Annotated in this window: 30 protein-coding genes and 1 riboswitch; of the genes, 16 read left to right on the forward strand and 14 right to left on the reverse strand. The window is 70.7% G+C overall.

The annotated features are described in order from the left end of the window. Positions 1 to 35 precede the first annotated feature (35 nt). From KKZ08_RS02290 to KKZ08_RS02305, 4 genes are all read left to right on the forward strand, one after another. On the forward strand, positions 36 to 764 hold the full coding sequence (locus KKZ08_RS02290) for a glutamine amidotransferase (RefSeq protein WP_223772810.1): 729 nt from the start codon (positions 36 to 38) through the stop codon (positions 762 to 764). Positions 765 to 943: 179 nt separating this feature from the next. Continuing rightward, a complete protein-coding gene (locus KKZ08_RS02295) occupies positions 944 to 1,969 on the forward strand; it encodes a 6-phosphofructokinase (RefSeq protein ID WP_223772811.1) in 1,026 nt (341 codons plus the stop codon). A gap of 112 nt (positions 1,970 to 2,081) precedes the next feature. Further along, positions 2,082 to 3,032, forward strand: coding sequence for a cytochrome c oxidase assembly protein (locus tag KKZ08_RS02300; RefSeq protein WP_223772812.1), 951 nt, complete (start codon positions 2,082 to 2,084; stop codon positions 3,030 to 3,032). 89 nt (positions 3,033 to 3,121) lie between these two features. Continuing rightward, positions 3,122 to 3,280: a hypothetical protein gene (locus KKZ08_RS02305; protein WP_223772813.1), complete on the forward strand. Its 159-nt coding sequence runs from the start codon at positions 3,122 to 3,124 to the stop codon at positions 3,278 to 3,280. 47 nt (positions 3,281 to 3,327) lie between these two features. Here KKZ08_RS02305 and KKZ08_RS02310 read toward each other — a convergent pair whose 3' ends face one another. Then, positions 3,328 to 3,717 carry an SSI family serine proteinase inhibitor gene (locus KKZ08_RS02310; protein WP_223772814.1) on the reverse strand — a complete coding sequence of 130 codons (390 nt, stop codon included), beginning with the start codon at positions 3,715 to 3,717 and terminating at the stop codon, positions 3,328 to 3,330. Positions 3,718 to 3,939: 222 nt separating this feature from the next. Here KKZ08_RS02310 and KKZ08_RS02315 point away from each other — a divergent pair, with 222 nt between their 5' ends. The 3 genes from KKZ08_RS02315 (at position 3,940) to KKZ08_RS02325 (ending at position 6,307) form a co-directional block, all read left to right on the forward strand. After that, positions 3,940 to 4,674 (forward strand): lysophospholipid acyltransferase family protein, encoded by a 735-nt coding sequence (locus tag KKZ08_RS02315; RefSeq protein WP_223772815.1) that lies wholly within the window; start codon positions 3,940 to 3,942, stop codon positions 4,672 to 4,674. Between the two features lie 100 nt (positions 4,675 to 4,774). Beyond that, positions 4,775 to 5,818 (forward strand): NAD(P)-dependent oxidoreductase, encoded by a 1,044-nt coding sequence (locus KKZ08_RS02320; RefSeq protein ID WP_223772816.1) that lies wholly within the window; start codon positions 4,775 to 4,777, stop codon positions 5,816 to 5,818. Then, on the forward strand, positions 5,819 to 6,307 hold the full coding sequence (locus tag KKZ08_RS02325; protein ID WP_223772817.1) for a YbaK/EbsC family protein: 489 nt from the start codon (positions 5,819 to 5,821) through the stop codon (positions 6,305 to 6,307). 18 nt (positions 6,308 to 6,325) lie between these two features. Here the strand turns inward: KKZ08_RS02325 and KKZ08_RS02330 are convergent, their stop codons facing one another. From KKZ08_RS02330 to KKZ08_RS02340, 3 genes are all read right to left on the reverse strand, one after another. Then, positions 6,326 to 7,927: an alpha/beta hydrolase gene (locus KKZ08_RS02330; RefSeq protein WP_223772818.1), complete on the reverse strand. Its 1,602-nt coding sequence runs from the start codon at positions 7,925 to 7,927 to the stop codon at positions 6,326 to 6,328. 818 nt (positions 7,928 to 8,745) lie between these two features. Then, positions 8,746 to 9,567: a restriction endonuclease gene (locus KKZ08_RS02335; RefSeq protein WP_346657862.1), complete on the reverse strand. Its 822-nt coding sequence runs from the start codon at positions 9,565 to 9,567 to the stop codon at positions 8,746 to 8,748. A 109-nt stretch (positions 9,568 to 9,676) separates the two neighbouring features. Next, a complete protein-coding gene (locus KKZ08_RS02340) occupies positions 9,677 to 10,555 on the reverse strand; it encodes an endonuclease/exonuclease/phosphatase family protein (RefSeq protein WP_223772820.1) in 879 nt (292 codons plus the stop codon). A 182-nt stretch (positions 10,556 to 10,737) separates the two neighbouring features. Between KKZ08_RS02340 and KKZ08_RS02345 the strand changes: the two genes are divergently transcribed. Next, the gene (locus KKZ08_RS02345) at positions 10,738 to 11,535 is read left to right on the forward strand and encodes an SAM-dependent methyltransferase (RefSeq protein WP_223772821.1); all 798 of its coding nucleotides are present in this window, start codon (positions 10,738 to 10,740) and stop codon (positions 11,533 to 11,535) included. 2 nt (positions 11,536 to 11,537) lie between these two features. On the opposite strand, the gene KKZ08_RS02350 is transcribed toward KKZ08_RS02345, so the two are convergent. From KKZ08_RS02350 to KKZ08_RS02380, 7 genes are all read right to left on the reverse strand, one after another. Beyond that, positions 11,538 to 12,284 carry an urease accessory protein UreD gene (locus KKZ08_RS02350; protein ID WP_223778883.1) on the reverse strand — a complete coding sequence of 249 codons (747 nt, stop codon included), beginning with the start codon at positions 12,282 to 12,284 and terminating at the stop codon, positions 11,538 to 11,540. Between the two features lie 71 nt (positions 12,285 to 12,355). Continuing rightward, positions 12,356 to 13,039 (reverse strand): urease accessory protein UreG, encoded by a 684-nt coding sequence (gene ureG / locus KKZ08_RS02355; RefSeq protein WP_223772822.1) that lies wholly within the window; start codon positions 13,037 to 13,039, stop codon positions 12,356 to 12,358. Between the two features lie 98 nt (positions 13,040 to 13,137). Beyond that, entirely contained in the window at positions 13,138 to 13,812 is a 675-nt protein-coding gene (locus tag KKZ08_RS02360; protein WP_223772823.1) for an urease accessory UreF family protein, read from the reverse strand. A 29-nt stretch (positions 13,813 to 13,841) separates the two neighbouring features. Continuing rightward, positions 13,842 to 15,563: an urease subunit alpha gene (locus tag KKZ08_RS02365; protein WP_223772824.1), complete on the reverse strand. Its 1,722-nt coding sequence runs from the start codon at positions 15,561 to 15,563 to the stop codon at positions 13,842 to 13,844. Then, the gene (locus KKZ08_RS02370) at positions 15,556 to 15,900 is read right to left on the reverse strand and encodes an urease subunit beta (protein WP_223772825.1); all 345 of its coding nucleotides are present in this window, start codon (positions 15,898 to 15,900) and stop codon (positions 15,556 to 15,558) included. The genes KKZ08_RS02365 and KKZ08_RS02370 overlap by 8 nt, the downstream gene beginning before the upstream one ends. A 17-nt stretch (positions 15,901 to 15,917) precedes the next feature. Continuing rightward, on the reverse strand, positions 15,918 to 16,220 hold the full coding sequence (locus tag KKZ08_RS02375) for an urease subunit gamma (RefSeq protein WP_223772826.1): 303 nt from the start codon (positions 16,218 to 16,220) through the stop codon (positions 15,918 to 15,920). Between the two features lie 200 nt (positions 16,221 to 16,420). Beyond that, positions 16,421 to 17,041, reverse strand: coding sequence for a TetR/AcrR family transcriptional regulator (locus KKZ08_RS02380; protein WP_223772827.1), 621 nt, complete (start codon positions 17,039 to 17,041; stop codon positions 16,421 to 16,423). Between the two features lie 121 nt (positions 17,042 to 17,162). On the opposite strand from KKZ08_RS02380, the gene KKZ08_RS02385 reads away from it, so the two are divergent. Continuing rightward, positions 17,163 to 18,179: an ABC transporter permease gene (locus KKZ08_RS02385; RefSeq protein WP_223772828.1), complete on the forward strand. Its 1,017-nt coding sequence runs from the start codon at positions 17,163 to 17,165 to the stop codon at positions 18,177 to 18,179. A gap of 39 nt (positions 18,180 to 18,218) precedes the next feature. On the opposite strand, the gene KKZ08_RS02390 is transcribed toward KKZ08_RS02385, so the two are convergent. Then, positions 18,219 to 18,512 carry a type II toxin-antitoxin system Phd/YefM family antitoxin gene (locus KKZ08_RS02390; protein ID WP_223772829.1) on the reverse strand — a complete coding sequence of 98 codons (294 nt, stop codon included), beginning with the start codon at positions 18,510 to 18,512 and terminating at the stop codon, positions 18,219 to 18,221. A gap of 107 nt (positions 18,513 to 18,619) precedes the next feature. Between KKZ08_RS02390 and KKZ08_RS02395 the strand changes: the two genes are divergently transcribed. Next, the gene (locus tag KKZ08_RS02395; RefSeq protein WP_223772830.1) at positions 18,620 to 19,033 is read left to right on the forward strand and encodes a hypothetical protein; all 414 of its coding nucleotides are present in this window, start codon (positions 18,620 to 18,622) and stop codon (positions 19,031 to 19,033) included. A 52-nt stretch (positions 19,034 to 19,085) separates the two neighbouring features. Here KKZ08_RS02395 and KKZ08_RS02400 read toward each other — a convergent pair whose 3' ends face one another. Further along, positions 19,086 to 19,469 (reverse strand): helix-turn-helix domain-containing protein, encoded by a 384-nt coding sequence (locus tag KKZ08_RS02400; RefSeq protein WP_223772831.1) that lies wholly within the window; start codon positions 19,467 to 19,469, stop codon positions 19,086 to 19,088. Between the two features lie 101 nt (positions 19,470 to 19,570). Between KKZ08_RS02400 and KKZ08_RS02405 the strand changes: the two genes are divergently transcribed. The 4 genes from KKZ08_RS02405 (at position 19,571) to KKZ08_RS02420 (ending at position 22,034) form a co-directional block, all read left to right on the forward strand. Continuing rightward, a complete protein-coding gene (locus tag KKZ08_RS02405) occupies positions 19,571 to 19,972 on the forward strand; it encodes a RidA family protein (RefSeq protein ID WP_223772832.1) in 402 nt (133 codons plus the stop codon). Positions 19,973 to 20,053: 81 nt separating this feature from the next. Continuing rightward, on the forward strand, positions 20,054 to 20,689 hold the full coding sequence (locus KKZ08_RS02410) for an ATP-dependent Clp protease proteolytic subunit (RefSeq protein WP_223772833.1): 636 nt from the start codon (positions 20,054 to 20,056) through the stop codon (positions 20,687 to 20,689). A gap of 7 nt (positions 20,690 to 20,696) precedes the next feature. Further along, on the forward strand, positions 20,697 to 21,005 hold the full coding sequence (locus tag KKZ08_RS02415; RefSeq protein ID WP_223772834.1) for a hypothetical protein: 309 nt from the start codon (positions 20,697 to 20,699) through the stop codon (positions 21,003 to 21,005). Between the two features lie 375 nt (positions 21,006 to 21,380). Continuing rightward, a riboswitch (cyclic di-AMP (ydaO/yuaA leader) is annotated at positions 21,381 to 21,557 on the forward strand. A 3-nt stretch (positions 21,558 to 21,560) separates the two neighbouring features. Beyond that, the gene (locus KKZ08_RS02420; RefSeq protein ID WP_223772835.1) at positions 21,561 to 22,034 is read left to right on the forward strand and encodes a C40 family peptidase; all 474 of its coding nucleotides are present in this window, start codon (positions 21,561 to 21,563) and stop codon (positions 22,032 to 22,034) included. Between the two features lie 89 nt (positions 22,035 to 22,123). Here the strand turns inward: KKZ08_RS02420 and KKZ08_RS02425 are convergent, their stop codons facing one another. Further along, complete coding sequence (locus tag KKZ08_RS02425; RefSeq protein WP_223772836.1) at positions 22,124 to 22,564, reverse strand: ATP-binding protein; 441 nt, start codon at positions 22,562 to 22,564, stop codon at positions 22,124 to 22,126. Between the two features lie 274 nt (positions 22,565 to 22,838). Here KKZ08_RS02425 and KKZ08_RS02430 point away from each other — a divergent pair, with 274 nt between their 5' ends. Together KKZ08_RS02430 and KKZ08_RS02435 are read left to right on the forward strand one after the other, a co-directional pair. Beyond that, complete coding sequence (locus KKZ08_RS02430) at positions 22,839 to 23,705, forward strand: helix-turn-helix transcriptional regulator (RefSeq protein ID WP_223772837.1); 867 nt, start codon at positions 22,839 to 22,841, stop codon at positions 23,703 to 23,705. 9 nt (positions 23,706 to 23,714) lie between these two features. Continuing rightward, the gene (locus KKZ08_RS02435) at positions 23,715 to 23,963 is read left to right on the forward strand and encodes a DUF397 domain-containing protein (protein ID WP_223772838.1); all 249 of its coding nucleotides are present in this window, start codon (positions 23,715 to 23,717) and stop codon (positions 23,961 to 23,963) included. The last annotated feature ends 26 nt before the right edge of the window (positions 23,964 to 23,989 follow it).

Genomic DNA, 23,989 nt, shown 5'->3' on the forward strand with positions numbered 1-23,989 from the left:
CGGCCCTTCTAGACCATTCGTAGGGACACATGAGCATGAGCGACAACAGCCTGCGGCTGGTGTGGGTCTACCCCGACCTGCTCAGCACGTACGGCGACCAGGGCAACGCCCTGGTCGTGGAGCGCCGCGCCCGCCAGCGCGGCCTCCAGGTCGAGCGCTACGACGTGCGCAGCGACCAGCCGGTGCCCACCTCCGGCGACATCTACCTGATCGGCGGCGGTGAGGACCGCCCGCAGCGCCTCGCGGCCGAGCGGCTGCGCCGCGACGGCGGCCTCCAGCGCGCCGTGGGCAACGGCGCGATCGTCTTCTCGGTCTGCGCCGGCTACCAGATCATCGGCAACGAGTTCATCAACGACCTCGGTCAGCGCGAGCCGGGCCTCGGCCTGCTCGACGTGGTCTCCACGCGCGGCGAGGGCGAGCGCTGCGTCGGTGACGTCCTCGCCGACATGGACCCGCAGCTGGGCCTGCCCCCGCTGACGGGCTTCGAGAACCACCAGGGCGTCACGCACGTCGGCCCGAACGCGCGGCCGCTGGCCCGCGTCACCCTCGGCCGGGGCAACGGCACGGGCGACGGCACCGAGGGCGCGTACAACGGCACGGTCTTCGGCACGTACATGCACGGCCCCGTCCTCGCCCGCAACCCGCTGATCGCGGACCTGCTCCTGAAGCTGGCCCTCGATGTGAACGCGCTGCCGCCCACGGACGACCGCTGGTACGAGGCGCTGCGCTCGGAGCGCATCAACGCCGCGCAGCAGCCCGCGTAGCCGCTGCCCGGCGCCCACCGCGGCAGCCCGCTTGACGCCCCGCCCGCACATGTGAGCGGGGGCGTCCAGCCCTCGGACGCCTGATGCGGCCCCGCCCCCCGGCGCCTATAGGGTGGCGGGGATCCAGCCGGACGACGTGGTCCGGTCATTCGGCCCACGTTGCAAAGGTTTCCCGGGCTATGCGTATTGGTGTCCTGACCTCCGGCGGCGACTGCCCCGGCCTGAACGCCGTCATCCGCTCCGTCGTGCACCGCGCGGTGGTGGACCACGGTGACGAGGTCATCGGCTTCCACGACGGCTGGAAAGGCCTCCTGGAGTGCGACTACCGCAAGCTCGACCTCGACGCGGTGGGCGGCATCCTCGCCCGCGGCGGCACGATTCTCGGCTCCTCGCGCGTGCAGCCCGCCCATCTGCGGGACGGTGTGGAGCGCGCCCGGGGCCACGTCGCCGACCTGGGCCTCGACGCGATCATCCCGATCGGCGGTGAGGGCACGCTGAAGGCGGCCCGCCTGCTTTCCGACGCGGGCCTGCCGATCGTCGGCGTGCCGAAGACGATCGACAACGACATCGCGGTCACCGACGTCACCTTCGGCTTCGACACCGCCGTGGGCGTCGCGACCGAGGCCCTCGACCGGCTCAAGACCACCGCCGAGTCCCATCAGCGCGTCCTGATCGTCGAGGTCATGGGCCGTCACACGGGCTGGATCGCCCTGCACTCCGGTATGGCCGCGGGCGCGCACGCCATCGTCGTGCCCGAGCGCCCCTTCGACATCGAGGAGCTGGCCGCGAAGGTCGGCGAGCGCTTCTCGGCGGGCAAGAAGTTCGCGATCGTCGTGGCCGCCGAGGGCGCCAAGCCTCGGGCGGGCTCCATGGAGTTCGACGAGGGCGGCAAGGACGTCTACGGCCACGAGCGGTTCGCCGGCATCGCCCGCCAGCTCTCCCTCGAACTGGAGCAGCGCCTCGGCAAGGAGGCGCGCCCCGTCATCCTCGGGCACGTCCAGCGCGGCGGCACCCCCACGGCGTACGACCGCGTCCTCGCGACCCGCTTCGGCTGGCACGCCGTGGAGGCCGTGCACCGCGGCGAGTTCGGCATGATGACGGCGCTGCGCGGCACGGACATCACGATGGTGGCGCTCGCCGAGGCCGTCGAGACGCTGAAGACCGTGCCCGACGAGCGGTACGCCGAGGCGGAGTGCGTGCTGTAGCTGTAGTCGTTGCTCGTTGCACTACCCGCCCCCGGTCGCAGCAGCGGCCGGGGGCGGTTCTACTCTGGTGCCGACGCACGTCGCACAATCCGCACGAATCAGGAGCCACTGGATGGATCACAGCGGGCACGGCATGAACATGGATCTGCCGCCGTTCACGCTGGGGCGAGGCCTGGAACTCTCGGCCGACCCCTTCTTCCTCATCGGCTGCCTGCTGGCCCTCGCCCTGTACGGGTGGGGCGTGGTGCGGCTCGTGCGGCGCGGCGACAAGTGGCCGGTGGGCCGCACCATCTCGTTCGTGCTCGGCATCCTGACTGTGCTCCTCGTGATGTGCACCAAGCTCAACGACTACGGCATGGTCATGTTCAGCGTGCACATGGTGCAGCACATGGTGATCAGCATGCTCTCGCCGATCCTGCTGCTGCTGGGTGCGCCGATCACGCTGGCGCTGCGCGGGCTGCCGGTCGCGGCGCGCGGCCACAAGGGGCCGCGCGAGTGGCTTCTGTGGGTGCTGCACAGCCGGTACATGCGGATCATCACGCATCCGGCGTTCACGATCCCGCTGTTCATCGCGAGCCTGTACGCGCTCTACTTCACGCCGATCTTCGACACGCTGATGGGCTCCAAGGCCGGCCACATCGGGATGATGGTGCACTTCCTCGCCGTCGGCCTGATCTTCTTCTGGCCGATCATGGGCGTCGACCCCGGCCCGCACCGGCCCGGCTATGTGATGCGGATGCTGGAGCTGTTCGCGGGCATGCCGTTCCACGCGTTCTTCGGCATCGCGCTGATGATGGCGACCGAGCCGATGATCGGCACGTACATGCATCCGCCGGCCTCGCTCGGCATCGACGCGCTGGCCGACCAGGAGGCCGCGGGCGGCATCGCCTGGGCGTTCAGCGAGATCCCCTCCGTGGTCGTCCTTGTGGCCCTGCTCTTCCAGTGGCGGCGCTCGGAGGACCGTGAGTCCCGGCGCAAGGACCGCGCCGCGGACCGCGACGGCGACCAGGAGCTGGAGGCGTACAACGCCTATCTGGCCTCACTGGCCGCACGCGGACGGTAGCGCGAGAGAGCACTCACGGGTCACGATGGTCTTCGGACCGCGGTCTCGGCGCGCACGCGCCGCAGGCTGCCGGGAGGAGGCTGAGAGCGATGCCCGGTTCCACGAAGACCATGGGTGGGTTCACCGTCGGAGGCCTGGTCATGGTGACGGCCTACTCGGTGGCGCTCGGAAGCAACGGCTGGCTGTGGTTCGGCTGGGTCGTGCTCGGGCTGATCACGCTCGGGATGGTGCTGTCGCGCGCCACGTGAGCGCGATGCCGCGCGACAGCCGGGGGTGCACGGCGGGTCGACCGGTGTCAGAACCGGAATACGTGACCGGTGTCGACATGCATCTCACAGGCGTTCGCATACGTCTTCCGCCACACGATCAACCGGTCCCGATAGGTCCCGACCGCGGTCGCCGTGACCGGCTCGAACTGCTTGGTGCACACGCGCGGGTCGTCGGCGAGGGCGCCGAAGTCCGCCTTGGCCCGGTGGATCGCCTCGCACGCCTTCCTCGCTTGCGGGTGGGGGCCGCTCGGCTCGGGCTCGCAGCGCAGCATCACGCCGCGCACCCAGGAGTTCTCGGCGCCCGAGACGGTGAGGAAGAACCCGCGCTCCCGTGTGGGGGCCCCGTCGGCGGCTTGGGCGGGGACGGCCGTGCCGAGGGCGATCAGCGCGGCGGCTGCGACGGTGAACGGACGCATGCGAAACCTCCGGGTGAGTGACGGTGACGTTCTGTGGCGTCGGCCCGTGGCGCCGGGGACGCCCGGGCGAGGCCAGCGGACCTCCCCTCCTCGCCGGGCGTCGAGCCGCCTCGCCGGTGGATCGCCCGTGCGGCGGCCCGGAAGAGCCCGAACGGGCTCTCGCGTCCGCGTCGCCGATTGGCTACTGTGCGTCGGCACCGGGATCAGGGGAAGGCGGCCGCCATGTTCTATCTACTACTCAAGTACGTGATCCTCGGCCCGCTGCTGCGGCTGATGTTCCGGCCCAGGATCGAGGGTCTGCAGCATGTGCCGGAGTCGGGCGCGGCGATCGTCGCGGGCAACCATCTGTCGTTCTCGGACCACTTCCTGATGCCCGCGATCATCAAGCGCCGCATCACCTTCCTCGCGAAGGCCGAGTACTTCACGGGCCCGGGCCTCAAGGGCCGCCTCACGGCCGCCTTCTTCCGCAGCGCCGGGCAGATCCCCGTCGACCGCTCCGGCAAGGAGGCGGGGCAGGCCGCGATCCGCGAGGGTCTGTGCGTCCTGCGCAAGGGCGAGCTGCTCGGCATCTACCCGGAGGGCACGCGCTCGCACGACGGGCGGCTGTACAAGGGCAAGGTCGGCGTCGCGGCGATGGCCCTCAAAGCGGAGGTGCCGGTGATTCCCTGCGCGATGATCGGCACCTTCGAGGCGCAGCCGCCGGGCCAGAAGGTGCCGAACCTCCGGCGCGTGACGATCCGCTTCGGCGAGCCCCTCGACTTCTCCCGCTACTACGGCATGGACGGCGAGAAGGCGGTCCTGCGGGCCGTGACCGACGAGATCATGTACGCGATCCTGGGGCTCTCCGGGCAGGAGTACGTCGACAAGTACGCGGCTGTCGTGAAGGCGGAGGAGGCCGAGCGCGCCGCGGCGAGGGCGAAGGAGTCCCGGAGGTTCCCCCGGATGCCGCTGAGCTGAGGCGACCGATCCGCCGCCGGGCCGGCGGCGCGGCCCCGCGACACTCTGCTGAGAGCAGACGTTCTCGTGTCGCGCCGGGGCCGCCACGTACGTTCCCTGCATGAAGAACGCAGTGGTGATCGGCGCGACGGGACAGACCGGGCGCGTGGCCGTACGGGCTCTCGCCGAGGACGGCTGGACGGTGACGGCGGTCTCGCGGACCGGCGGGCGCGACGAGCAGTGGCCCGGTGACGTACGCGAGGCGCGGCTCGACCGGGACGACGACGCGGCGCTGGCGAAGGTGCTCGGCGACGGCGTGGAGCTGGTGGTCGACATGGTCGCCTTCCACCGGGGGCACGCCCGTCAGTACGCGGCGCTCGCCGACCGGATCGGGTCGGCCGTGGTGCTCTCCAGCGGAGCGGTGTACGAGGACGCGCGGGGGCGCAGCTTCGACACCCAGGACGAGCCGGACGGTTTCCCCGAGTACCTCGTGCCGCTCCCCGAGACCCAGCCGACGGTCGCGCCCGGCGACACCACGTACGGCACGCGCAAGGTCGCCCTGGAGCAGGAACTCCTGGCGCTCGGCGAGCGGTTGCCGGTGACGTTGCTGCGGGCCGGGGCGATCCACGGGCCGGGTTGCCGCACGCCCCGCGAGCTGTACTTCGTGAAGCGGAACGTGGACGGCAGACGGGTCCGGGTGCTCGCCCACGGCGGGCGCAGCCGCTTCCACCCGGTGAGCGCGCACACCCTCGCGGAGCTGGTGCGTCTCGCGGCGGCCCGGCCGGGCTCCCGGGCGCTCAACGCGGGAGACCCCGCCGCGCCGACCGTCGCGGAGATCGGCGCCGCCGTGGACGCGGTGATGGGTGTGGAGACGCGGACGGTGCTGGTGGAGGGTGACCCTCCGGAGCGCGGCGTCGGCCTCACCCCGTGGTCCGCACGGCACCCGGTGGTGTACGACATGTCGGCCGCGGAGCGGGAGTTGGGATATCGCCCGGTGAGGACGTACGCCGACTCCCTTGCGGAGACGGTCCATTGGCTCGTCGACCAGCTCGGCGACAGGGACTGGCGGGAGGCGTTCCCGAAGATGGCCGCGACCTATGATCCCAATGTCGATCTCTTCGACTACGCAGCGGAAGACGCCTGGTTGGCGCGACAGGAGGACTGAGTGAGCGAGCAGCACGCCCAGTACACGAAGCTGGTGGGACTGCTGGACGAGCGGGGGGCGGCCTACCGGGTCATCGAACACGAGCCGGAGGGCGCCACGGAGGCGGTGAGCGCGCTGCGCGGGAACACCCTGGAGCAGGCCGCCAAGTGCATCGTGGTGATGGTGAAGACCGGGAAGAAGACGAAGCGGTACGCGCTGGCCGTGGTGCCGGGCGACCGGCGCGTCGACCTCGACGCGCTGAAGGCGTTGCTCGGCGGTACGTACGCCGGCTTCGCGACGCAGGAGGTGGCGGAGCGGCTCTCGGGGAGCGTGAGCGGGACGATCCTGCCGTTCTCGTTCGACCCGGAGCTCGAACTCGTCGTGGATCCCGCACTGTTGGAGCATGAGGAGATCTTCTTCAACGCGGCGCGGCTGGACCGTTCGCTGGCGCTTCGGACGGCGGACTACCGGGAGATCGCCTCGCCTCGGATCGAGACGATCTCCCAATAGGGGCGCGGCAGGGGGATGTTACGGCTTCGGCGTGGCGTGCGGGCCGCACGTCACGTCGGAGGCGTCGAGCTTGCCGGTCAACAGGTAGGCGTCGACGCGGTCGTTGAGGCACGGGTTCGGGATGTTGGTGATGCCGTGCGAACCGGCGTCCTTCTCCGTGACCAGACGCGATCCCTTGAGCCGCTCGTGCAGTTCGAGGGCGCCGGGGTACGGCGTGGCCGCGTCCCGGGTGGCCTGGACGAGCAGCGTGGGCGGCAGGCCCTTGCGGCTCTCGATCTCCAGCGGACGCTGCTGCTTGCTCGACCAGGTCGCGCACGGCAGGTTCATCCAGGCGTTGCCCCAGGTGAAGAAGGGGCTCGTCCGGTGGATGCGGGTGTTGTCCCGGTCCCACTTCGACCAGCTGCGCGGCCACTTGGCGTCCGCGCACTCGACGGCCGTGTAGACGGCGTTGCCGTTCTCCTGGGCGGCGTTGCCGGCCTTGTCCGCCATGTCGGGGCTCGCCGCCTCGATGAGGGGCTTGGGGTCACCGGCGGCGTACTTGCTCCAGTTCGTGGCGACCTCGACCCAGTAGGAGTCGTAGTACGGCGCGTTCTGGAAGTAGGCGTGCAGCTCGGCCGGGCCGACGGTCCCGTCCAGCGGCTGCTTCTTCGCGGTGGCGCGCAGCTTCTCCCACTGGGCGCGGACCTCGCCGTAGGTGTCGCCGAGGTGGAATGCGGCGTCGTTCTTCGCGACCCACGTCATCCAGTCGATCAGGCGCTTCTCGAAGGCGACGTCCTGGTCGAGGTTGACCTCGTACCAGATCTTGTCCGTGCGCGGGTTGACCACGGAGTCGAAGACCATGCGGCGTACGTGTGTCGGGAAGAGGGTGCTGTAGACGGCTCCCAGGTAGGTGCCGTAGGAGACGCCGAGGAAGTTGAGCTTCTTCTCGCCGAGGGCGGCACGGATGACGTCGAGGTCGCGGGCGGTGTTCGGCGTCGTCATGTGCGGCAGCAGCGCGCCGCTGCGCTCCTGGCAGCCGTCCGCGTACTCGGCGGCGAGCTTGCGCTGGACGCGCTTGTCGGCCTCGCTGTCGGGGACCGGGTCCGGCTTGGGTGCCTTCACGAACTTCTGCGGGTCCACGCAGGACACGGGCGCCGAGTGGCCGACGCCGCGCGGCTCGAAGCCCACGAAGTCGTAGGCCTTCGCGGTCTTCTCCCACAGTTTGTTCTTGGTGACGACGCGGCGCGGGAAGCGGAGGCCGGAGGCGCCGGGGCCGCCCGGGTTGTAGAGGAGGGCGCCCTGACGCTCTTCCTTGGTACCGGTGTTGCCTATGCGGTCGACGGCGATCTTTATCCTCTTGCCGTCCGGCTTGGCGTAGTCGAGGGGGACGGTGACCCAGCCGCACTGGATGGGCTTCTCCAGGCCCCAGTCGGCCGGGCAGTCGCGCCACTCGATACCGGCCTTGGCGGCCCGCTGGGCGGCGAGCGCGACACCGCGCGCCTCACGGTCCTTGCCGGACCGGGCGCCCGCGTCGGCGCTCGCCGTGGGCGCGGCCATCGCACCCGCTGTCAGCGTGGCGGCGACAAGGGCGCCCGCGGATCCGAGCACCGCCGTCCGCCTGGTCCCTCGGGTCCGTCTCAAGTGGGCCTCCCGCACGTCGAATTCGAGCAGTTTCGATCAGTACGGGGGATCCTTGCGCCTGCGGGGCCCCTGGCAACAGACACGGCAGGTCTTCTTTACCATTCCGATAAACGGTGTGGCGGGCACGGGTCCCGTTGCTCACCTACAGCGGCCCCGGTCTGATGGCGTGGGCGAGGTCGGTGAGGTCGCTGTGGTGGGTGTGGGCGCGCAGCAGGGCCAGCGCCTGGCTGGTGGTGACGGCGTGGCGGTAGCTGATCATTCCATTGGCCTGGTGGATGACGGCGTCGGCCGGGCAAGAGCCAGGCGGCGGCATCACCCTCGCCGCGGCCGCCCGGGGCCTGCGCGGCCGACATGGACGCCGACGGCCTCGGCGTGACGCTGGTCGTCGCCGGTGAACTGCGCCTCAGGGGCTACGCCACCGACGAGCGCACCCGGCGCATGGAGGACGCCCTGCTCACCACCGGGTAGGGCCCCCGCACCGACGCCTTCGTGCGGCGCACCCCGGTCGAGGAGGCAGACCTGCACCAGGCGCACGGCGGTGGCCGGCCTTCACGCAGGCCGCCGCCGGGCGGCACATACGCTCCGTGAACGCCCTGCCCCTGACCACCGGTCACCTGCGCATCGGCACCATGACCCGTACCGCGCTGCCCCGGCCCGCTCACCGACCGGCACAAGTCCCTGGCGCTCGCCTACGCCCGCGTCCACGCCCTGCTCGTCCTCGACGAAAAGCACCGGCTTCCCCCCGGACGACGCCCTGGCCCGCATGCGCGCCCACGCCTTCCGCCACGAGCAGCCGCTCCACCAGATCGCCGATCACGTCATGACCCATCAATCCCTGGAGTGACCGAACCGGCGCTCTCCCTGCCCGCCCCCTCCCAAGGGCTCGGCCCCGTGCCATCACGCCAGGCCTCCAGGGCCGCGCCGTCGAGGCAGACTATGCCGCACTGCTGCGCGTACTCCAGGGCGGGAGCGGTGAAGTCGCTCGTCGTGACGAGTGCGGCCACGTCGGCCTCGTGGACGGTGAAACAGGTCCCTCCGAAGCGCTGCAGGTCCTGCGAGCCGACCTTGTTCCCGTCGCCGTAACGCTTGCACTGGATGACGACCCGCCGCCCGTCGGGCGTCACGGCTATGACGTCCGCTCCCAAGTCGCAAGCGCCACCGACGACTTCCACGCCCTGGCACGCGTCACGGGCGCACAGGTCCGCGACGGCCTCTTCGAATCCGTCCGGGGCGAGCTCGGCGTAGTCGTACGCGCAGGTGTCGTCCTCGGCGAACGGCGGGTCGAGGACGGCGGTCGCCTCCTCGCCGCCCGGCGGCATGTACGTCGCATCGCTCCGCGCGCCGCGCGCCGCGCCCGCCTCCTCCGCGGCACCGAGGCTGTCGGCGGCCTGCTCCGCGGCTTCCTCAAGCACCTCGGCGGCGCGGCGCGCACACCTGGCGGCGGAGAAGCGGCGCCACCTGGACCGGCACAGCGGCACGGTCGAGAGCGCCACGAGGACGAGCGCGCCTGCCCACAGCGGGCGGCTCTCGACGATGCTCGCCGCGGTGCGGACCAGGAACACCACGAGGCAGAGGATGATCGCGAGCAGAATGAAGAACACGGCGTTCGCGCGCAGGTCGAAACGCCGTTCGCGGGCCACGTGTGGCACCGGGCGCGAGGGCACGGTCATTCGGACCCTTCCGGAGGAGGACTACGAAGATCACTTGTCTACGCGTGCCCTGGATCCAGGTCCTCAAAAGACCGCGCGCTCAGGTCGGCTCGGTCAGATCCACGTCGGCGTGAAACATGTTGTGGTCCGAGTACCGCGTGAGATGCACACCGTGTCCGGCCGGGGCGATGTCCCGCAGGAAGATGTAGTCGAACTTGCTGTACCAGTCGGTCGTCACCTCGCAGGTGCCGGTGGCCCGGGAACGGCACTCAGGGTCGGCGTCCGCGGCCACCGCCCACATCTCGGCGAGTTCCGGGGCGTCCGGCTCGGCGTTGAAGTCGCCGAGAACGATCGCGCGGTCGTGTCGCGCGACGGCCGCGGCGAGTACGTCGGTCTGTTCCGCGCGGACCGATTCCTGGCGTCGTTGGGCGAGGTGCGTGTTGAAGACCCGAGTGGGCCGGCCGTCCACGGTGGTGGTGACCGCCATGTACCCGCGGTCCTCGGATCCGCCGTCGGGGTACTCCACGTTCACGTGGTCCGTCATCGGTGCCGCCGAGAGGATGGCCTGCCCGAAGCCCCCCGGACGCCACGGCAGCCCTCCGCAGCGGCTCCAACTGCGGAGCACGGACCCGTACTCGACCTGGTAGACGAGTCCGTACTGGTACTCCAGATGGTCCCGGATCCTCTCGACGTCCCGCACACATGCTTCTTGCAGGCCGATGACCTGGGGCGCGTACATGGCGATGTCCGCCGCCCGGCCGATGTTCTGTCCGCTCTCGTTGCAGGGATTGCAGATGTTCCATGTCATGACCCGGTTCGGTACGACATCTTCGGGGGCGCCGGCGGGCAGCGGCCTGGCGAAGAGGGTGCCCTTGGGCGCACTGGGGCCGACGAGCGTCATGCAGACCACGATCATGGCACCCGCGAGCAACCGCACGCCTGTTCCGCTCACCATCGCCTCCTCGGAGTGGAGACACATCGCATCACATGGTGTCTCCTCGCATGAGGCTAATGGGACGGGTGTCAGGCACGGCGGCGCCCCCCTCGGTGACGTCCGATTCCCCCGAATCCGATACGCCGTGGCCAGTGATCGGCACAATGTGAAGGCGCCGAGCTTCACCGAGTTCGCGCTTGACGGCGATGGAGAGAGGCACTTTTTCAGTGGGCAGTGAACCAGCGGACCTCCACGACATAGACACGTCCCTTCCGCACAGCGCACGTGTCTGGAACTACTGGCTGGGCGGCAAGGACCATTACGAATCCGACCAGAAGGCCGGTGACGCCTACAAGGAGAAGTTTCCGCTGATCGTCCCGATGGCCCGGGAGTCACGCGACGTGCTGCGCCGCTCGGTGACCTGGATGGCGCGGGAAGGTGTCAACCAGTTCCTGGACGTGGGTGCCGGGCTGCCCACGGCCAACAACACCCACGAGATCGCTCAGCGCATAGCGCCGGACAGCCGGGTGGTCTACGTGGACCACGACCCGATCGTCCTCATGCACGTCGACACGCTCCTGCACAGCACCCCTGAAGGCGCGACCGACTATGTGCTGGCGGACATGCGGGACACCGACACGATCCTTCGCGGCGCGGCCAGAACGCTGGACATGTCCCGGCCCGTCGGTCTCGTCATCAATGACGTGCTGGGCCATATCGACCCCTGGGAAGACGTTCTGACCCTGGTGCGTGGTCTGGTCTCCGGTCTTCCCTCGGGCAGCTACGTCTCACTGACCCACGCCGACGCCGACGACGAACTGCACCGCAGCGTGCAGGAGGAGTACAACAACTCCGGCGCCATTCCCTACATTCTGCGCGGCCCGGAGCAGACGGTCTCCCTTTTCGACGGCCTTGAGCTCGTCGACCCCGGTTTCGTCCCGTGGCCGAAGTGGAAGCCGGACGCGGCCATGCCCGGTTCACTGACCATGCGGGCCGGATGGGTCGGTGTGGCACGGGTGCCGTGACGTCACCCGCACAGATCGCGCAGGGCCTCGTCCAGCGTGCGGCGTACCCGCAGGGCGTCCGGGGCGACGGCGGTGACCAGGACACCGGGTCCAGCCAGCGGCGTGAGCGCCGCCCACTCCCCCAGCGGCGCGGCCCGCGGGGCACCCTGCTCGAACTCCGGTCGTACGACGAGCAGTTGGCCTACGGCGCGGTGCCCCCCGAGGACCGCGGCGCCGTCCCAGCCGCCGGGGGCTCCGGGGCCGCACGACAGTTCCTGGTCGAGCAGCAGAGTGCCCGCCCGGCGCACGGTGAGGCGGCTGGTCAGGCGACCGGAGTCCTCGCCGGTGCGGCCGAGGACCTGCTCCTCGCGCAGCACCAGGCGGGCCCCCGCGGCGAGATCCGCACGCGTCGTGACCCGCAGGTCGCTGTCGCGTACGGAGATCAACTGCTCCGGCAGCCAGCGCAGTTCGGCGCCCTCGGCCACGGTGAGGCGTACGTCGTAGTGCGCCGGCTCCTTGGTCTGGCCCGGCAGTGCCAGGGTCGCCGCGGCCGTGGCGATGTGCAGCGATGCCCCTGCCCGCGCGGTGGCCTCGACGGTGAGGTGGTCACCGCCGAGGGGGCCGCTCATCGCGCCGACCAGTGTGACGCGCGCCGCGGGGCCGGTCGAGCGGGTGCGGCGCAGGGCGAGCGGGCCCTCGCCGTCGAGCACGGGCAGGGCGGTGCCGCCACGGCCGTCCGCGCGCGCCTCGACGCGGGCGGTGGCCCGCAGGCCGGCGCCGCCCTGCCACTCCTTGCCGCCCCGCAGGGCTTGCGTGTCGCCCTGCGGGGCGAGGTCGACCGTCACGCCGACGCGGTCCATGCGGCGTACTGCTCACGCACCCAGGCGGCGACCGGACCGACGCCCTCCGCGGAACGCAACGACTGGAAGATCACCGGGAGTTCGGCGCGCTGCGCCTTGGCGTCCGCGGCCATCCTGGCCAGGTCGGAGCCGACGTACGGGGCGAGGTCGGTCTTGTTGACGACGAGGAGGTCGGCCGTGGTGACGCCGGGACCGCCCTTGCGCGGGATGTCGTCACCGCCCGCGACGTCGATGACGAAGATCTGCGCGTCGACGAGCCCCTTGGAGAAGGTGGCGGTGAGGTTGTCACCGCCGGACTCGACGAGGATCAGGTCGAGCGGCCCGACCTCGTCCTCCAGGTCCTCCACGGCTTCCAGGTTGGCGGAGATGTCGTCCCGGATCGCGGTGTGCGGGCAGGCCCCGGTCTCCACGGCGGTGATCCGCTCGGGCGGCAGCACGGCCTCGCGGAGCAGGAACTCCGCGTCCTCGCGGGTGTAGATGTCGTTGGTGACGACGGCCAGGGACAGCTGGTCGCGCAGCGCGTGGCAGAGGGCGGCGACGGTCGCGGTCTTACCGGACCCGACGGGCCCACCGAGCCCGATACGCAGCGCGCGCCGGCGCCCGTCGGGGCGGTGCGCGTCGGCGGAGACGGCGGCGGGGCCGGCGTGGGAGTGGTCGAGGTGCATGGTGCTGCTCCTTCGCGGTGGTAGTGCAAGTCGTGCGTGTGGTGTGCGTACAGGGCGCGCTCCGGGCTTCTCGGACCCCGGCTGCCGGCGTGTCGCGGCTACGACGCGAAGAGCCGTACCGGCCAGGCCGCATGCGCCTCCGCTCCGATCTCCAGGAGTGGAGCCGACGCCGCGGGCAGCGCGTCGACGCCCTCGGCGGCGGCGCGGTCCGCCGCCTCGGCCGCGGCCCGCGCGACCCGGTCGAGATCAGGGGCGAGCCGCGCCAGGACCGCCGTGGCGTCGAAGGGGTCGAGGCTCAGGAGCCGGACCGTGGCGGTCGCCGGGCCGCTGACTGCTTCGTACGCCGAGCAGTACGCGGCGTCGTCGGGCCCGAGGCCGGCGGCGCGGGCGGTGAGTCCAAGGACGACCGGCTGATGGGCCCCCTTGGGGAACCGCCTGGCCAGCACGTCGAGTTCGGGGTGTGGCCAGGTGGCGCGGGCGGCCCGCATCATCTGCCGCCCGAGCCGCCGCGCCGCTGCGCGCAGGGCTGGCGAGGGGGTGCGTGCGTCGGCCGCCTCGTCCAGGGCGGCCGGATCCACGCCGAGTGCGGCGGCCGCCGCGAGGGCCGCCGTCACCAGGCCGCTGGTGTGGAGCCGCCCTCGACAGAAGGCCTCCAGGCTCTCGGCCCCGGTGATCCGGCCCGCCTTGACGGCCGCTTCGGCGCCACCGGAGTGCGCGTGCCCACCGGCGGGGAAACGGCCGTCGGCCAGGACGAGGAGTGCTGCGCGTGACATGTGATCGTCGCCAGAGTCCGTCGGGGCCGTCAGAAGAGGAAGTACCGCTGGGCGAGTGGCAGTTCAGCGGCGGGTGACGGCTCGACCAGTTCACCGTCGATGGTGACGGCGAAGCTGTCGGGGGCGACCTCCACGCGGGGCAGCGCGTCGTTCTCGCGCATGTCCGCCTTGGAGCGGCCGCGCGTGGAGCGGATGGCCAGGAACTGCTTGTCCAGGCCGAGGCGCTCCACGAGCCCGTCGTCCAGCGCTGACTGGGTCACGAAGTTGACCGAGTTCAGCCCCGGAGCCCTGCCGTGCGCCCCGTACATGCGGCGCGGCAGGACCGGCTGCGGGGTCGGGATGGAGGCGTTGGCGTCGCCCATCTGCGCGTAGGCGATCTGTCCGCCCTTGAGGACGGTCTGGGGCTTGACGCCGAAGAACGCCGGGTCCCACAGCACGAGGTCGGCGAGTTTCCCGGACTCGACCGAGCCGAGCTCGTGGTCGATGCCCTGTGCGACGGCCGGGTTGATCGTGTACTTGGCGACATAGCGACGCGCACGGCGGTTGTCGGCGCGGGTGTCCCCCGGCAGGAAGCCGCGGCGCCGCTTCATCACGTGCGCGGTCTGCCAGGTACGCATGATGACCTCGCCGATGCGTCCCATGGCCTGCGAGTCCGAGGACATGATCGAGATGGCGCCGAGGTCGTGGAGGATGTCCTCCGCGCCGATCGTCGTGGGCCGGATACGTGACTCGGCGAAGGCCAGGTCCTCGGGGACGGCCGGGTTGAGGTGGTGACAGACCATCAGCATGTCGAGGTGTTCCTCGACGGTGTTGACCGTGTGCGGCCGGGTCGGGTTCGTGGAGCTCGGCAGCATGTTCGGCAGTGACACCGCGGTGATCATGTCCGGGGCGTGTCCGCCGCCCGCGCCCTCGACGTGGAAGGCGTGCAGGGTGCGCCCGGCGACGGCGTCGAACGTGGCGTCGACGAAGCCCGCTTCGTTGAGGGTGTCGGAGTGGACGGCGAGTTGGGCGCCGGTCTCCTCGCACACGTTCAGACAGGCGTCGATGGTGGCGGGCGTCGCGCCCCAGTCCTCGTGGATCTTGAAGCTGACGGCGCCGGCGCGGAGCTGGGCGTGCATCGACTCGGCGGAGACGGTGTTGCCCTTGCCGAGGAAGCCGATGTTGACGGGGCTGGACTCCATGGCCGCGAACATCCGCGCCAGGTGCCAGGCCCCCGGCGTGATCGTGGTCGCCTTGCTGCCCTCGGCGGGGCCCGTGCCGCCGCCGAAGAGGGTGGTGACACCGGAGGCGAGCGCCTCGTCGACGATGGTCGGCGAGATGAAGTGGATGTGGGTGTCGATGCCGCCCGCGGTGAGGATCTTGCCGTTGCCCGCGATGACCTCGGTCTCCGGGCCGATGACGAGATCGGGGTGAACCCCGTCCATGGTGTCCGGGTTGCCGGACTTGCCGATGCCGGTGATGCGGCCGTCGCGGATGCCGACGTCGGCCTTGACGATCCCCCAGTGGTCGATGATCACCGCGCCCGTGATGACGGTGTCCGGGGCTCCTTCGGCGCGTGTGGTGCGGGACTGGCCCATCGACTCGCGGATGACCTTGCCGCCGCCGAACACCGACTCGTCGCCGGAGCGGCCGGGACCGCCGGAGCGGTCCTCCTCGATCTCGATCAGGAGATCGGTGTCGGCGAGCCGGATCCTGTCACCGGTCGTGGGGCCGAACAGGTCGGCGTACGCGGCACGGGACAGCTCAGGCATCGAGGGCACCTCCGGTCTCGCCGCGCAGGCCGGGCACGACGCGCTTGCCGGCCAGCGGGACGAGTTCGACGTCGACGGGGATTCCGGGCTCGAAGCGCACGGCGGTTCCGGCGGCGATGTTGAGCCGCTTTCCGTGCGCGGCGCCGCGGTCGAAGTCCAGGCCCGGGTTGGCCTCGGCGAAGTGGTAGTGGGAGCCGACCTGGACGGGACGGTCGGCGGCGTTGAGGACGGTGAGGCGGGTGACCTCGCGGCCCTCGTTGAAGGGAACGGGCTCGTCGGCGAAGAGGATCTCCCCGGGGACGGGCCCCTGACCTGTGCCGTGCGTGGCGGCATGCATGAGGCGCGTGACTCCCGTCAGACGATCGGGTCGTGGACGGTGACGAGCTTCGTGCCGTCAGGGAAGGTGGCCTCGACCTGGACGTCGTGGATCATCTCCGGGATGCCCGCCATGACATCGTCCCGGGTGAGCACCTTCCGCCCCGACGACATCAGCTCGGCGACGGTGCGGCCGTCCCGGGCGCCTTCCAGGATGTGGGAGGTGATGAGGGCGATCGCCTCGGGGTGGTTGAGCAGCAGTCCCCGCGCCCTTCGCTTCTCGGCCACGTCCGCGGCCACGTGGATGAGCAGTCTCTCCTGCTCGTGCGGGGTCAGTTGCACGCGTCCCACCTCACAGTCCTCGCTCCGAACCGTGCGGGGTCCGGCTGCCGCGGCCACCGCGACGGATATAGATGTAACACACAGCGAGTACGCGTGATCTTGCGCACCCCCGGTTACGAAAACCCCTGGTGGCGTGGCACGGGAGGGTAGTTGGGAGGAGTTTCAACGAGGTTAACCAGCCGTTGACCGGCCCATGACCGTCAGCTGGGCTCCGCCATACCGAGCAATGCTCCGAGGCCCTCCCGCAGCGCCTCGACGCGCACCCCTTCGAAGAGGGCGTACTGCGCGGCGAATCCCTGCACCACGGCGATCATCGTGCGGGCGACGTGGTCGGCGGGCACGTCCGCGCGCATCATGCCCGCCTCCTGGTAGGCCTCGACGACCTTCACCCAGGCGGCGCGCACATCCGCGTAGATCCGGGCCATGAGGGCCGCCAGTTCGTCGTTGCGGAGTGTCTCCGTCCAGACCTGGACCATCAGCCGGGGGAAGTACGAGGTCCCCTCCACCCGCATACCGGGCCTCAGGTCGAGGACCTGCGCCACCACGCGGCCCAGCAGGACGTCCGGCGGGGGCGGCGGACTCTGCCGGGCGACGACATCGAAGATGCCTTTGATGTCCGTGAGCACCTCGGAGACGATCGCGGTGATCAGCTCGTCCTTGCCGGCGAAGTAGCGGTAGACGGCGCCCGCCGAGAGGCCCACTTCCTTCAGGACGTCCTGCATCGACGTGGCGTGGAAGCCGTTGCGCGCGAAGCAGAGGGCGGCGCCGTCGAGAATCTGCCGCCGTCGGGCATCGAGGTGTTCCTGGGATACGCGAGCCATGCGCCCAACGTAAAACGAACATTCCTTCTTGACAACCGCACGCACCGGCAGGACAGTGGCCTCAAAGTAAAACGAACGATCCTTCTCTTTGAATCCCTGTCTCTGAATGGGAGGAAGCCTCATGTCCACGCCACCGCCACCCGACAGCCGCTCCGGGCAAGGCCCGCGCATCGCGGTGGTGGCCGTCCTGGTCCCCGCACTCGTCGCGCTCGCGCTCTGGGCCTTCGCCTGGCCCGCCGCACGTACCGCCCCACGCGATCTGCCCCTCGGCGTCGCCGGGCCGGCCGCCGCGGCGGAGCCGGTCGCACAACGGCTCGAGCAGCGCGAGGGCGCGTTCGAGGTGCATCGTTACGCGGATGAGGCCGCCGCCCGGTCCGCGATCGAGGGACGGACCGTGTACGGCGCGGTCGTCGCCACGCCCGAGGGCCCCAAGCTGCTGACCGCGACGGCCGCGAGCCCGGTCGTCGCCCAGCTCCTGGAGCAGGCGGTGCGGGAACAGGCACCCGAGGGCACGCAGGTGCCAACGGTCGACGTGGTGCCCGCCCCCGCGGCCGACCCGAGGGGCTCGGCTCTCGGGTCGAGCGTGCTGCCGCTGGCGATCGCCGGGGTCGCCGCCGGCGCGCTCGTCACACTGGGCGGACTGCGCGGGCTCCGCGCGGCGGGGGCACTGGTCCTGGCCGCCGGGCTCGTCGGCGTCGTCGCGGCCGCGCTCACCCACAGCTGGCTGGGTGTCCTCACCGGCAACTGGTGGGCGGAAGCAGGGGCGTTGGGGCTCTCCACCCTCGCGGTGAGCGCCACGGTCGCCGGGATCGGAGCGCTGCTCGGCCCGGCGGGCATCGGGGTCGGCGCCCTGCTGATGGTGCTCCTCGGCAACCCCTTCTCCGGCGTGACCTCCGCACCACGGCTGCTGCCCGAACCGATCGGCGTCATCGGGCAGTTGCTGCCGCCCGGGGCCGGGGGCACCCTGCTGCGCTCGGTGTCCTTCTTCGACGGCGCCCAAGCCGCCGCACCGGCCTTGACCCTCGGCATCTGGACCGTGCTCGGCCTCACCGGCGTCCTGCTCGGCGCGCGGCGCGGGCGGCGCGCACCGGCCCCGGAGGAACCCTCGGCCGTACGGGATGCCGCACCGGTGGGCTGAGCCGGCACCGGACCTGCGTCTGCCCCAACGGCGGTCCGGTTACGTCACGTTGGGCCCTCGGTGCTCCGCCGCGATGCCGAACCGCCGGTGCTCCGACCCCGTACCGGCGGGCGGCGCGGAACCGATCGAGGTCACGGTGCTGACCGTGCGCTCCTCCGGGGTCTCCACGGCTTCGGCGAGCGCTTCGAGGCGCTCCAGATCAGCGGCGGAGACCAGCGCCACGAGCGGCTTGCCGTGGCGCGTGACGACGACCCGCTCGCCGCCGTAGACGACGCGGTTGATCAGCTCGGCGAGCTCTGCCCGGGCTTGCGTCACCGGAATCTCGTAGGCCATGCCGTCCAGCTTAGTAGCTGCTCCGCAGAGTGAGCCGTGGATCGCAGCCGCCCGGACGCATCGCCGCGGAACCGTTCGCGCCCCTTCCTGGCGGGCAGAATCGGTGCATGTCTGGTGCCGGGACAGAACTGCCGGCGGCCTGGCGACTGCCCGTCGCGTTGGCGTGGGAGGCGTTCGGGGCGGGCAGCCGGCCGATCGGAGCGGCGTTGCTCGACGCTGATGGCGCGGTGGTGGCCTGCGGGCGCAACCGCAGCCAGGAGGCAGCCGCCCCGCCCGGGCAGCTCGCCGGGGCGGCCATCGCGCACGCGGAGACCAACGTACTGGCGCAGCTGCGGTCCCGGCGCCGGTATGGGGACCACCGCCTCTTCACCACCCTGGAGCCGCGCCTGCTCTGTAGTGGTGACGACGGTCCGCTCGGATTGGCGCGGCGCTGCCTGGATACGCCCGGCTTCACCGAAGCCGAGACGGTGGAGGCCGCCTATCGGCTCGCCCTGCCACGGATCGCGGAGGCCGGGTCTTGACGTCGGGGCCGGGGCCGGGGCCGGGCAGGGCCGGTTCCGCGCGCGCCGCTCCTCAGGCGTCGAAGCGGAGGCGCGACGCCTCGATGTGACCGAGGTGGCGGTGGGTCCACTCGCACATGCCGTCGACCGTGGCGCGCAGGCCCCGGCCGGCCTCGGTGAGGGTGTACTCGACGCGCGGCGGCACGGTGGGGTGCACCTTCCGCTCGACCAGGCCGTTGCGCTCCAGCATGCGCAGGTTCTGCGTGAGCATCTTGTGGCTGATGCCCTCGACCCCGTCCCGCAGCGCACTGAAGCGCAAGGTCTCGTCACCGAGCGTCTCGATGATCAGGAGCGCCCACTTGTTGGCGACGTCCGAGAAGATCTCCCGGGCCAGCGAGTCCGCGCGCCTGAGGTCCGCGTCCTCGGGCAGCCCTTGGAGCAGTTGTTTGGTCACCATCAGGTTCCCCAGTCACCGAAAAGTGCGTTCTTCCAGGTCAGGGGCCACTCTCCTACAGTTCCCGAGTAACCACAAGAGAGCACCTCGGGAGGGCGAACACCGTGACCAGCCTCAACGTCTTCAACCACGACATCCCGGCCGAGAGCGACTTCGGATACGCACAGGCGATCAGGTCCGGCGAACTGATCCACGTCTCCGGACAGCTCGCGTTCGACGAGACGGGCACCTTCGTGCACGCGGGCGATTTCAGTGCCCAGCTCCAGCAGACCTACACCAACCTGGACAAGGTCCTCGACCACTACGGCGCCACCCGGAACCAGGTGGTCTCACAGAACTTGTACGTGGTGAACCTGCGGCAGAACGCCGCGGCGACGGCGGAGGGCAACCTGGCGTACTTCGGCGACCACCGCCCCACCGCCACGGTCCTCGGCGTCACCGAACTGACCCTCCCCGGTCAGGCCATCGAGATCAGCTTCGTCGTCGACAGAAGGCTGCCTTGCTGAGCGCCCCCAAAGGAAACGTACGTCCTGTACATTTTTTGGAGAGCCGGACCCTCCGCCGCCCCCTAGCAAGAGAGGCCCGCCATGCGCCGTCCGTCAGCACGTCATGTCCTGCCCGAGTTCACCGAGCGCACCAGTTCGGGGACGCGGACCCTGGATCCGTACTCGCGGCTTCTCGAAGAGCGGATCGTCTTTCTCGGCGCCCCCGTCGACGACACGTCGGCGAACGACGTGATGGCACAGTTCACGCACCTCGAGTACGCGGCGCCCGACCGCGACATCTCGCTGTACATCAACTCCCCCGGCGGCTCGTTCAGCGCGATGACCGCCATCTACGACACGATGCGGTTCGTCAGCTGTGACGTGGAGACGGTCTGCCTCGGGCAGGCCGCCTCGGCCGCCGCCGTCCTGCTGGCGGCCGGCACGCCCGGCAAGCGGCACGCGCTGCCGGGGGCGCGGATACTGATCCACCAGCCCTCCTTCTCCGAGCCGATCCAGGGGCAGGCCAGTGATCTGGCGATCCAGGCCGACGAGATCCTGCGGACCCGACGGCTCCTCGAAGAACTCCTCGCGCGGCACACGGGACAGAGCCAGAAGCGGATCGCCGCGGACATCGAGCGGGACAAGATCCTCGACGCCCCGGCCGCCGTGGAGTACGGGCTCGTGGACCGGATCGTCCAGAGCCGCAAGACCTCGCTCGGCGCGCGCGGGGCGAGGTGACCCGCGGATGCTGCCACCCGAGCTGCCGCCACTGCCCGCGCTGACCCGCGCCGAGGCCGAGTTGATCGACCGTTACCTCGAAGTCGTCGACCTGGTCGGCCGGATCAACCCCGCTCGCGCCGAGCACACCTACGGCGGACTGCGTGCCGCCCAGGCCCTGGTCGGCCGGGCGACGGCCCTGCGGGACGCGCTGGCCCTCATGCACCGGCGCGGCGAGAGCGAGGTGCACGCCGCCACGCTCGCCCGGGCCCTGCGCGTCCTTGACGGCGAGCGGCGGACCGGACGGGTGGGCGTGCCGCCGTCGGCAAGCCGGTGAGCCGGTGGCCCCCCCCCCAGCGGCCGCTGAAGCACGGGCTCCGCTCACCGGAACGTCTGGATCCGCTGTGCGACCGACCAGATGGGCTACCTCAGTTGGCGTAGCAGGGGCTCCTTAATCACGCGTTCGAGAGTCGCACCGGATACGTACGGCGAAGGCGGAATGGGACGTTCCGGTGCTGGTCGAGCCATCGCCAGACGGGGCATTGGGAGTCGAATTCGGCAGCGTCCACCCGAACAGGTCAGTCGTGAGGAGCCTCACAAAACGTCGTTTCGACTCGGTTTTCGAGTGGTTTTCGGGTCAAGATCCCTTCCGACGACAAGACCCCGCCACAGCGGCGGGGCGATCCGGGCGGACGCCGAGTCCTGCCGCCGCCCGGTTGACCGGTCGACATCGGTGCACCGGCAGGAGTGGAGGACCCAAGCAAGGCGGGCCCGTCCGGGAAGTCCGGACGACGCCCTTGGGGTGAAGCCGCAGAGCATGACGCGGCCGGGCATCTTCGCCTGCCCGAACCCGACAGGTCATCCTTCACAGGCGGCTGACGAAGGGTTACGCATGACCGCGCTGAATCACGTTCCGTCGCTGCTCGGCAGGACCGGGGCCGTCTCGGCCCTCACCCTCGCCGTTGTGGGCGGCACCGTCGTGGCCCCCGGGCTCACGTCGGAAGCCGAGGCAGCCACCCACGGAACGAAAGCGCTCAAGATCGCGGCGTCCAAGAAGGGCTCTCCCTACAGCTACGGAGCGGTTGGGCCCAACCGCTTCGACTGCTCGGGCCTGACGCTGTACTCGTTCAAGCGCACGGGCAAGAAGCTGCCGCGCACCGCCGCCGCGCAGTACAACAAGACGCGGCACATCTCGAAGTCCCAGCGGACCCGGGGCGACCTGGTGTTCTTCCACTCGGGCCGGAACGTCTACCACGTCGGGATCTACGCGGGTAACGGCCGCATCTGGCACGCACCGAAGAGGGGGACCGTGGTACGCCTGGACAAGATCTGGACCAAGAGCGTCTGGTACGGCCGGGTCCGCTGACCCGTCCCTCACGCCCGGCCGGACGCGGGGGTCCGTGGACCCGCACGCCGCGTCCGGCCGGAGCCGGGCCGCGCGGCGGGTGCGCGGCGTCAGCGGTGCCCCTGCTGGACCGGCGCCGTCCAGGGCAGGGCGATCCATACGGTCTTGCCGCCCTCCGCCGTGGGGCTGACGGATAGCTTGCCGCCGCATTCGGCGGTCAGCCAGCGGATGATGACCATGCCGCGGCCGTTGTCCTGCTGGACGGCGGCCGGCAGCCGCCTCGGATAGCGCGGGTGACTGTCGGTGACACCGATCCGCAGCTGCTCGTCCCGGTCGAGCTCGACGTCCACCGTGAAGGTGGGCGACTGCCCTCTGGTGTGCTGCACGGCGTTGGTGGCGAGTTCGGAGACGATGAGTCTGATCGTGTCCGCCACCTCGGCCTCGCCCGGCAGGCCCCATTCCGTGAGTACGTTCGCCACGTACGCGCGGGCGGCCGGGACCGAGGCGGGATCGCTCGGCAGAGTGACGGATGCTTCCTGGTGATCTGCCATGGCGACGCTGTCCCTTTCCCACCGGGGTCGGTCTCCGACTCGGAGCGGATGACTCGAGGACGGCCCCGGACTGGTGCTTCGCGCCAGCCTCCCATTCCTTTGCCGGTCACGGGTGGCGATCCACCGAGATGTGCATATATCTGTCGCTCGAAGCGGTGAACTCTGCCAGGACCGACCGTATTTGGGCGCGGGGACGCCACTTCCTCTACTGTCGCCTCTGTCCCCCCGCTCTGCCGCCGGGATGCCCGACGGCTCGGTCCGGAAGGAGACGGACATGCAGTACGGCCCCGCGGTGCGCCGCCGCCGGCTCGGCGCCGAACTGCGCGCGCTGCGCGGCCTCGCGGGACTCACCAGCAGCCAGGCCGCCGCGAAGGTCGGCTGGCACCAGTCGAAGGTGAGCCGGATCGAGACGGGCCGCAGCGGTGTGAAGGCCACGGACGTGCGCCTCCTGCTCGACGCGTACGAGGTGAAGGACGCCCACCTCAGCGAGTTGCTCGTGGCCCTGGCGGGCGCCGACGACACCGGCGCCTCGGGGCGTCACCACTGGTGGAAGGCGTACCGCGACCTGCTGCCCGCCGCCTATCGCGACTTCATCAGCCTGGAGGCGCAGGCGAGTTGGGTACGCACCCTGGAGACCTCGGTGGTCCCGGGGCTGCTCCAGACCCCCGACTACGCGCGCGCCGTCACACGGGCCGCGCTCGGCGGGCTGCCCGACGAGCAGGTGGACGCGCTGGTGGAGGTGCGTCTGGCCCGTCAGGACGTGCTGCGCGCGGAGCCTCCGGTGCGGCTGAGCGTGGTCCTGGACGAGGCGGTTTTGCGCCGTTCGGTGGGCGGACCGCGGGTCTTCGCACATCAGCTCGCACGGTTACAGGAGGTGGCGCAGTTGCCACAGGTGCGACTTCAGGTGCTGCCGTTCTCCTCCGGAGAGCATGTGGGCCTCATCGGGCCTTTCGTTATTTTCTCATTTCCGAACATTGCTGATCTGGATGTGGTTGTTCTCGACCACTTGACGAGTAGCCTCTATCTCGAACGGAAAGAAGACCTCCAGGCATACGTGGAGGCCTTCAACTCCCTTCAGGAACAGGCGCTTTCACCCGAGGACTCAGAGGATTTCATCGCCGGGCTAAGCGACGGCGCGTAAGGAGGCACCATGACCGCACTGCCTCGGTACGTACCTTCCAGCACCACCCTTCAGGGTGCGCGGTGGCAGCGCAGCAGCCGCAGCAACGGAATGAACAACTGTGTCGAGACGGCCACGCTCGACACGACCACGCACGACCTGCTCCAGTCCCGCGCCGCGGCCCGCCTGCTGGCCGTGCGCGACTCGAAGAACACCGCGGGGCCCGCCCTGCTCTTCTCCCCCGGCCCCTGGGAGACGTTCGTCGACAGCCTCCGCTGACCGCGGGCCTGCCCCCGCCCGGGGCC

It is taken from the genome of Streptomyces sp. 135, assembly GCF_020026305.1.
Classification (GTDB): domain Bacteria; phylum Actinomycetota; class Actinomycetes; order Streptomycetales; family Streptomycetaceae; genus Streptomyces.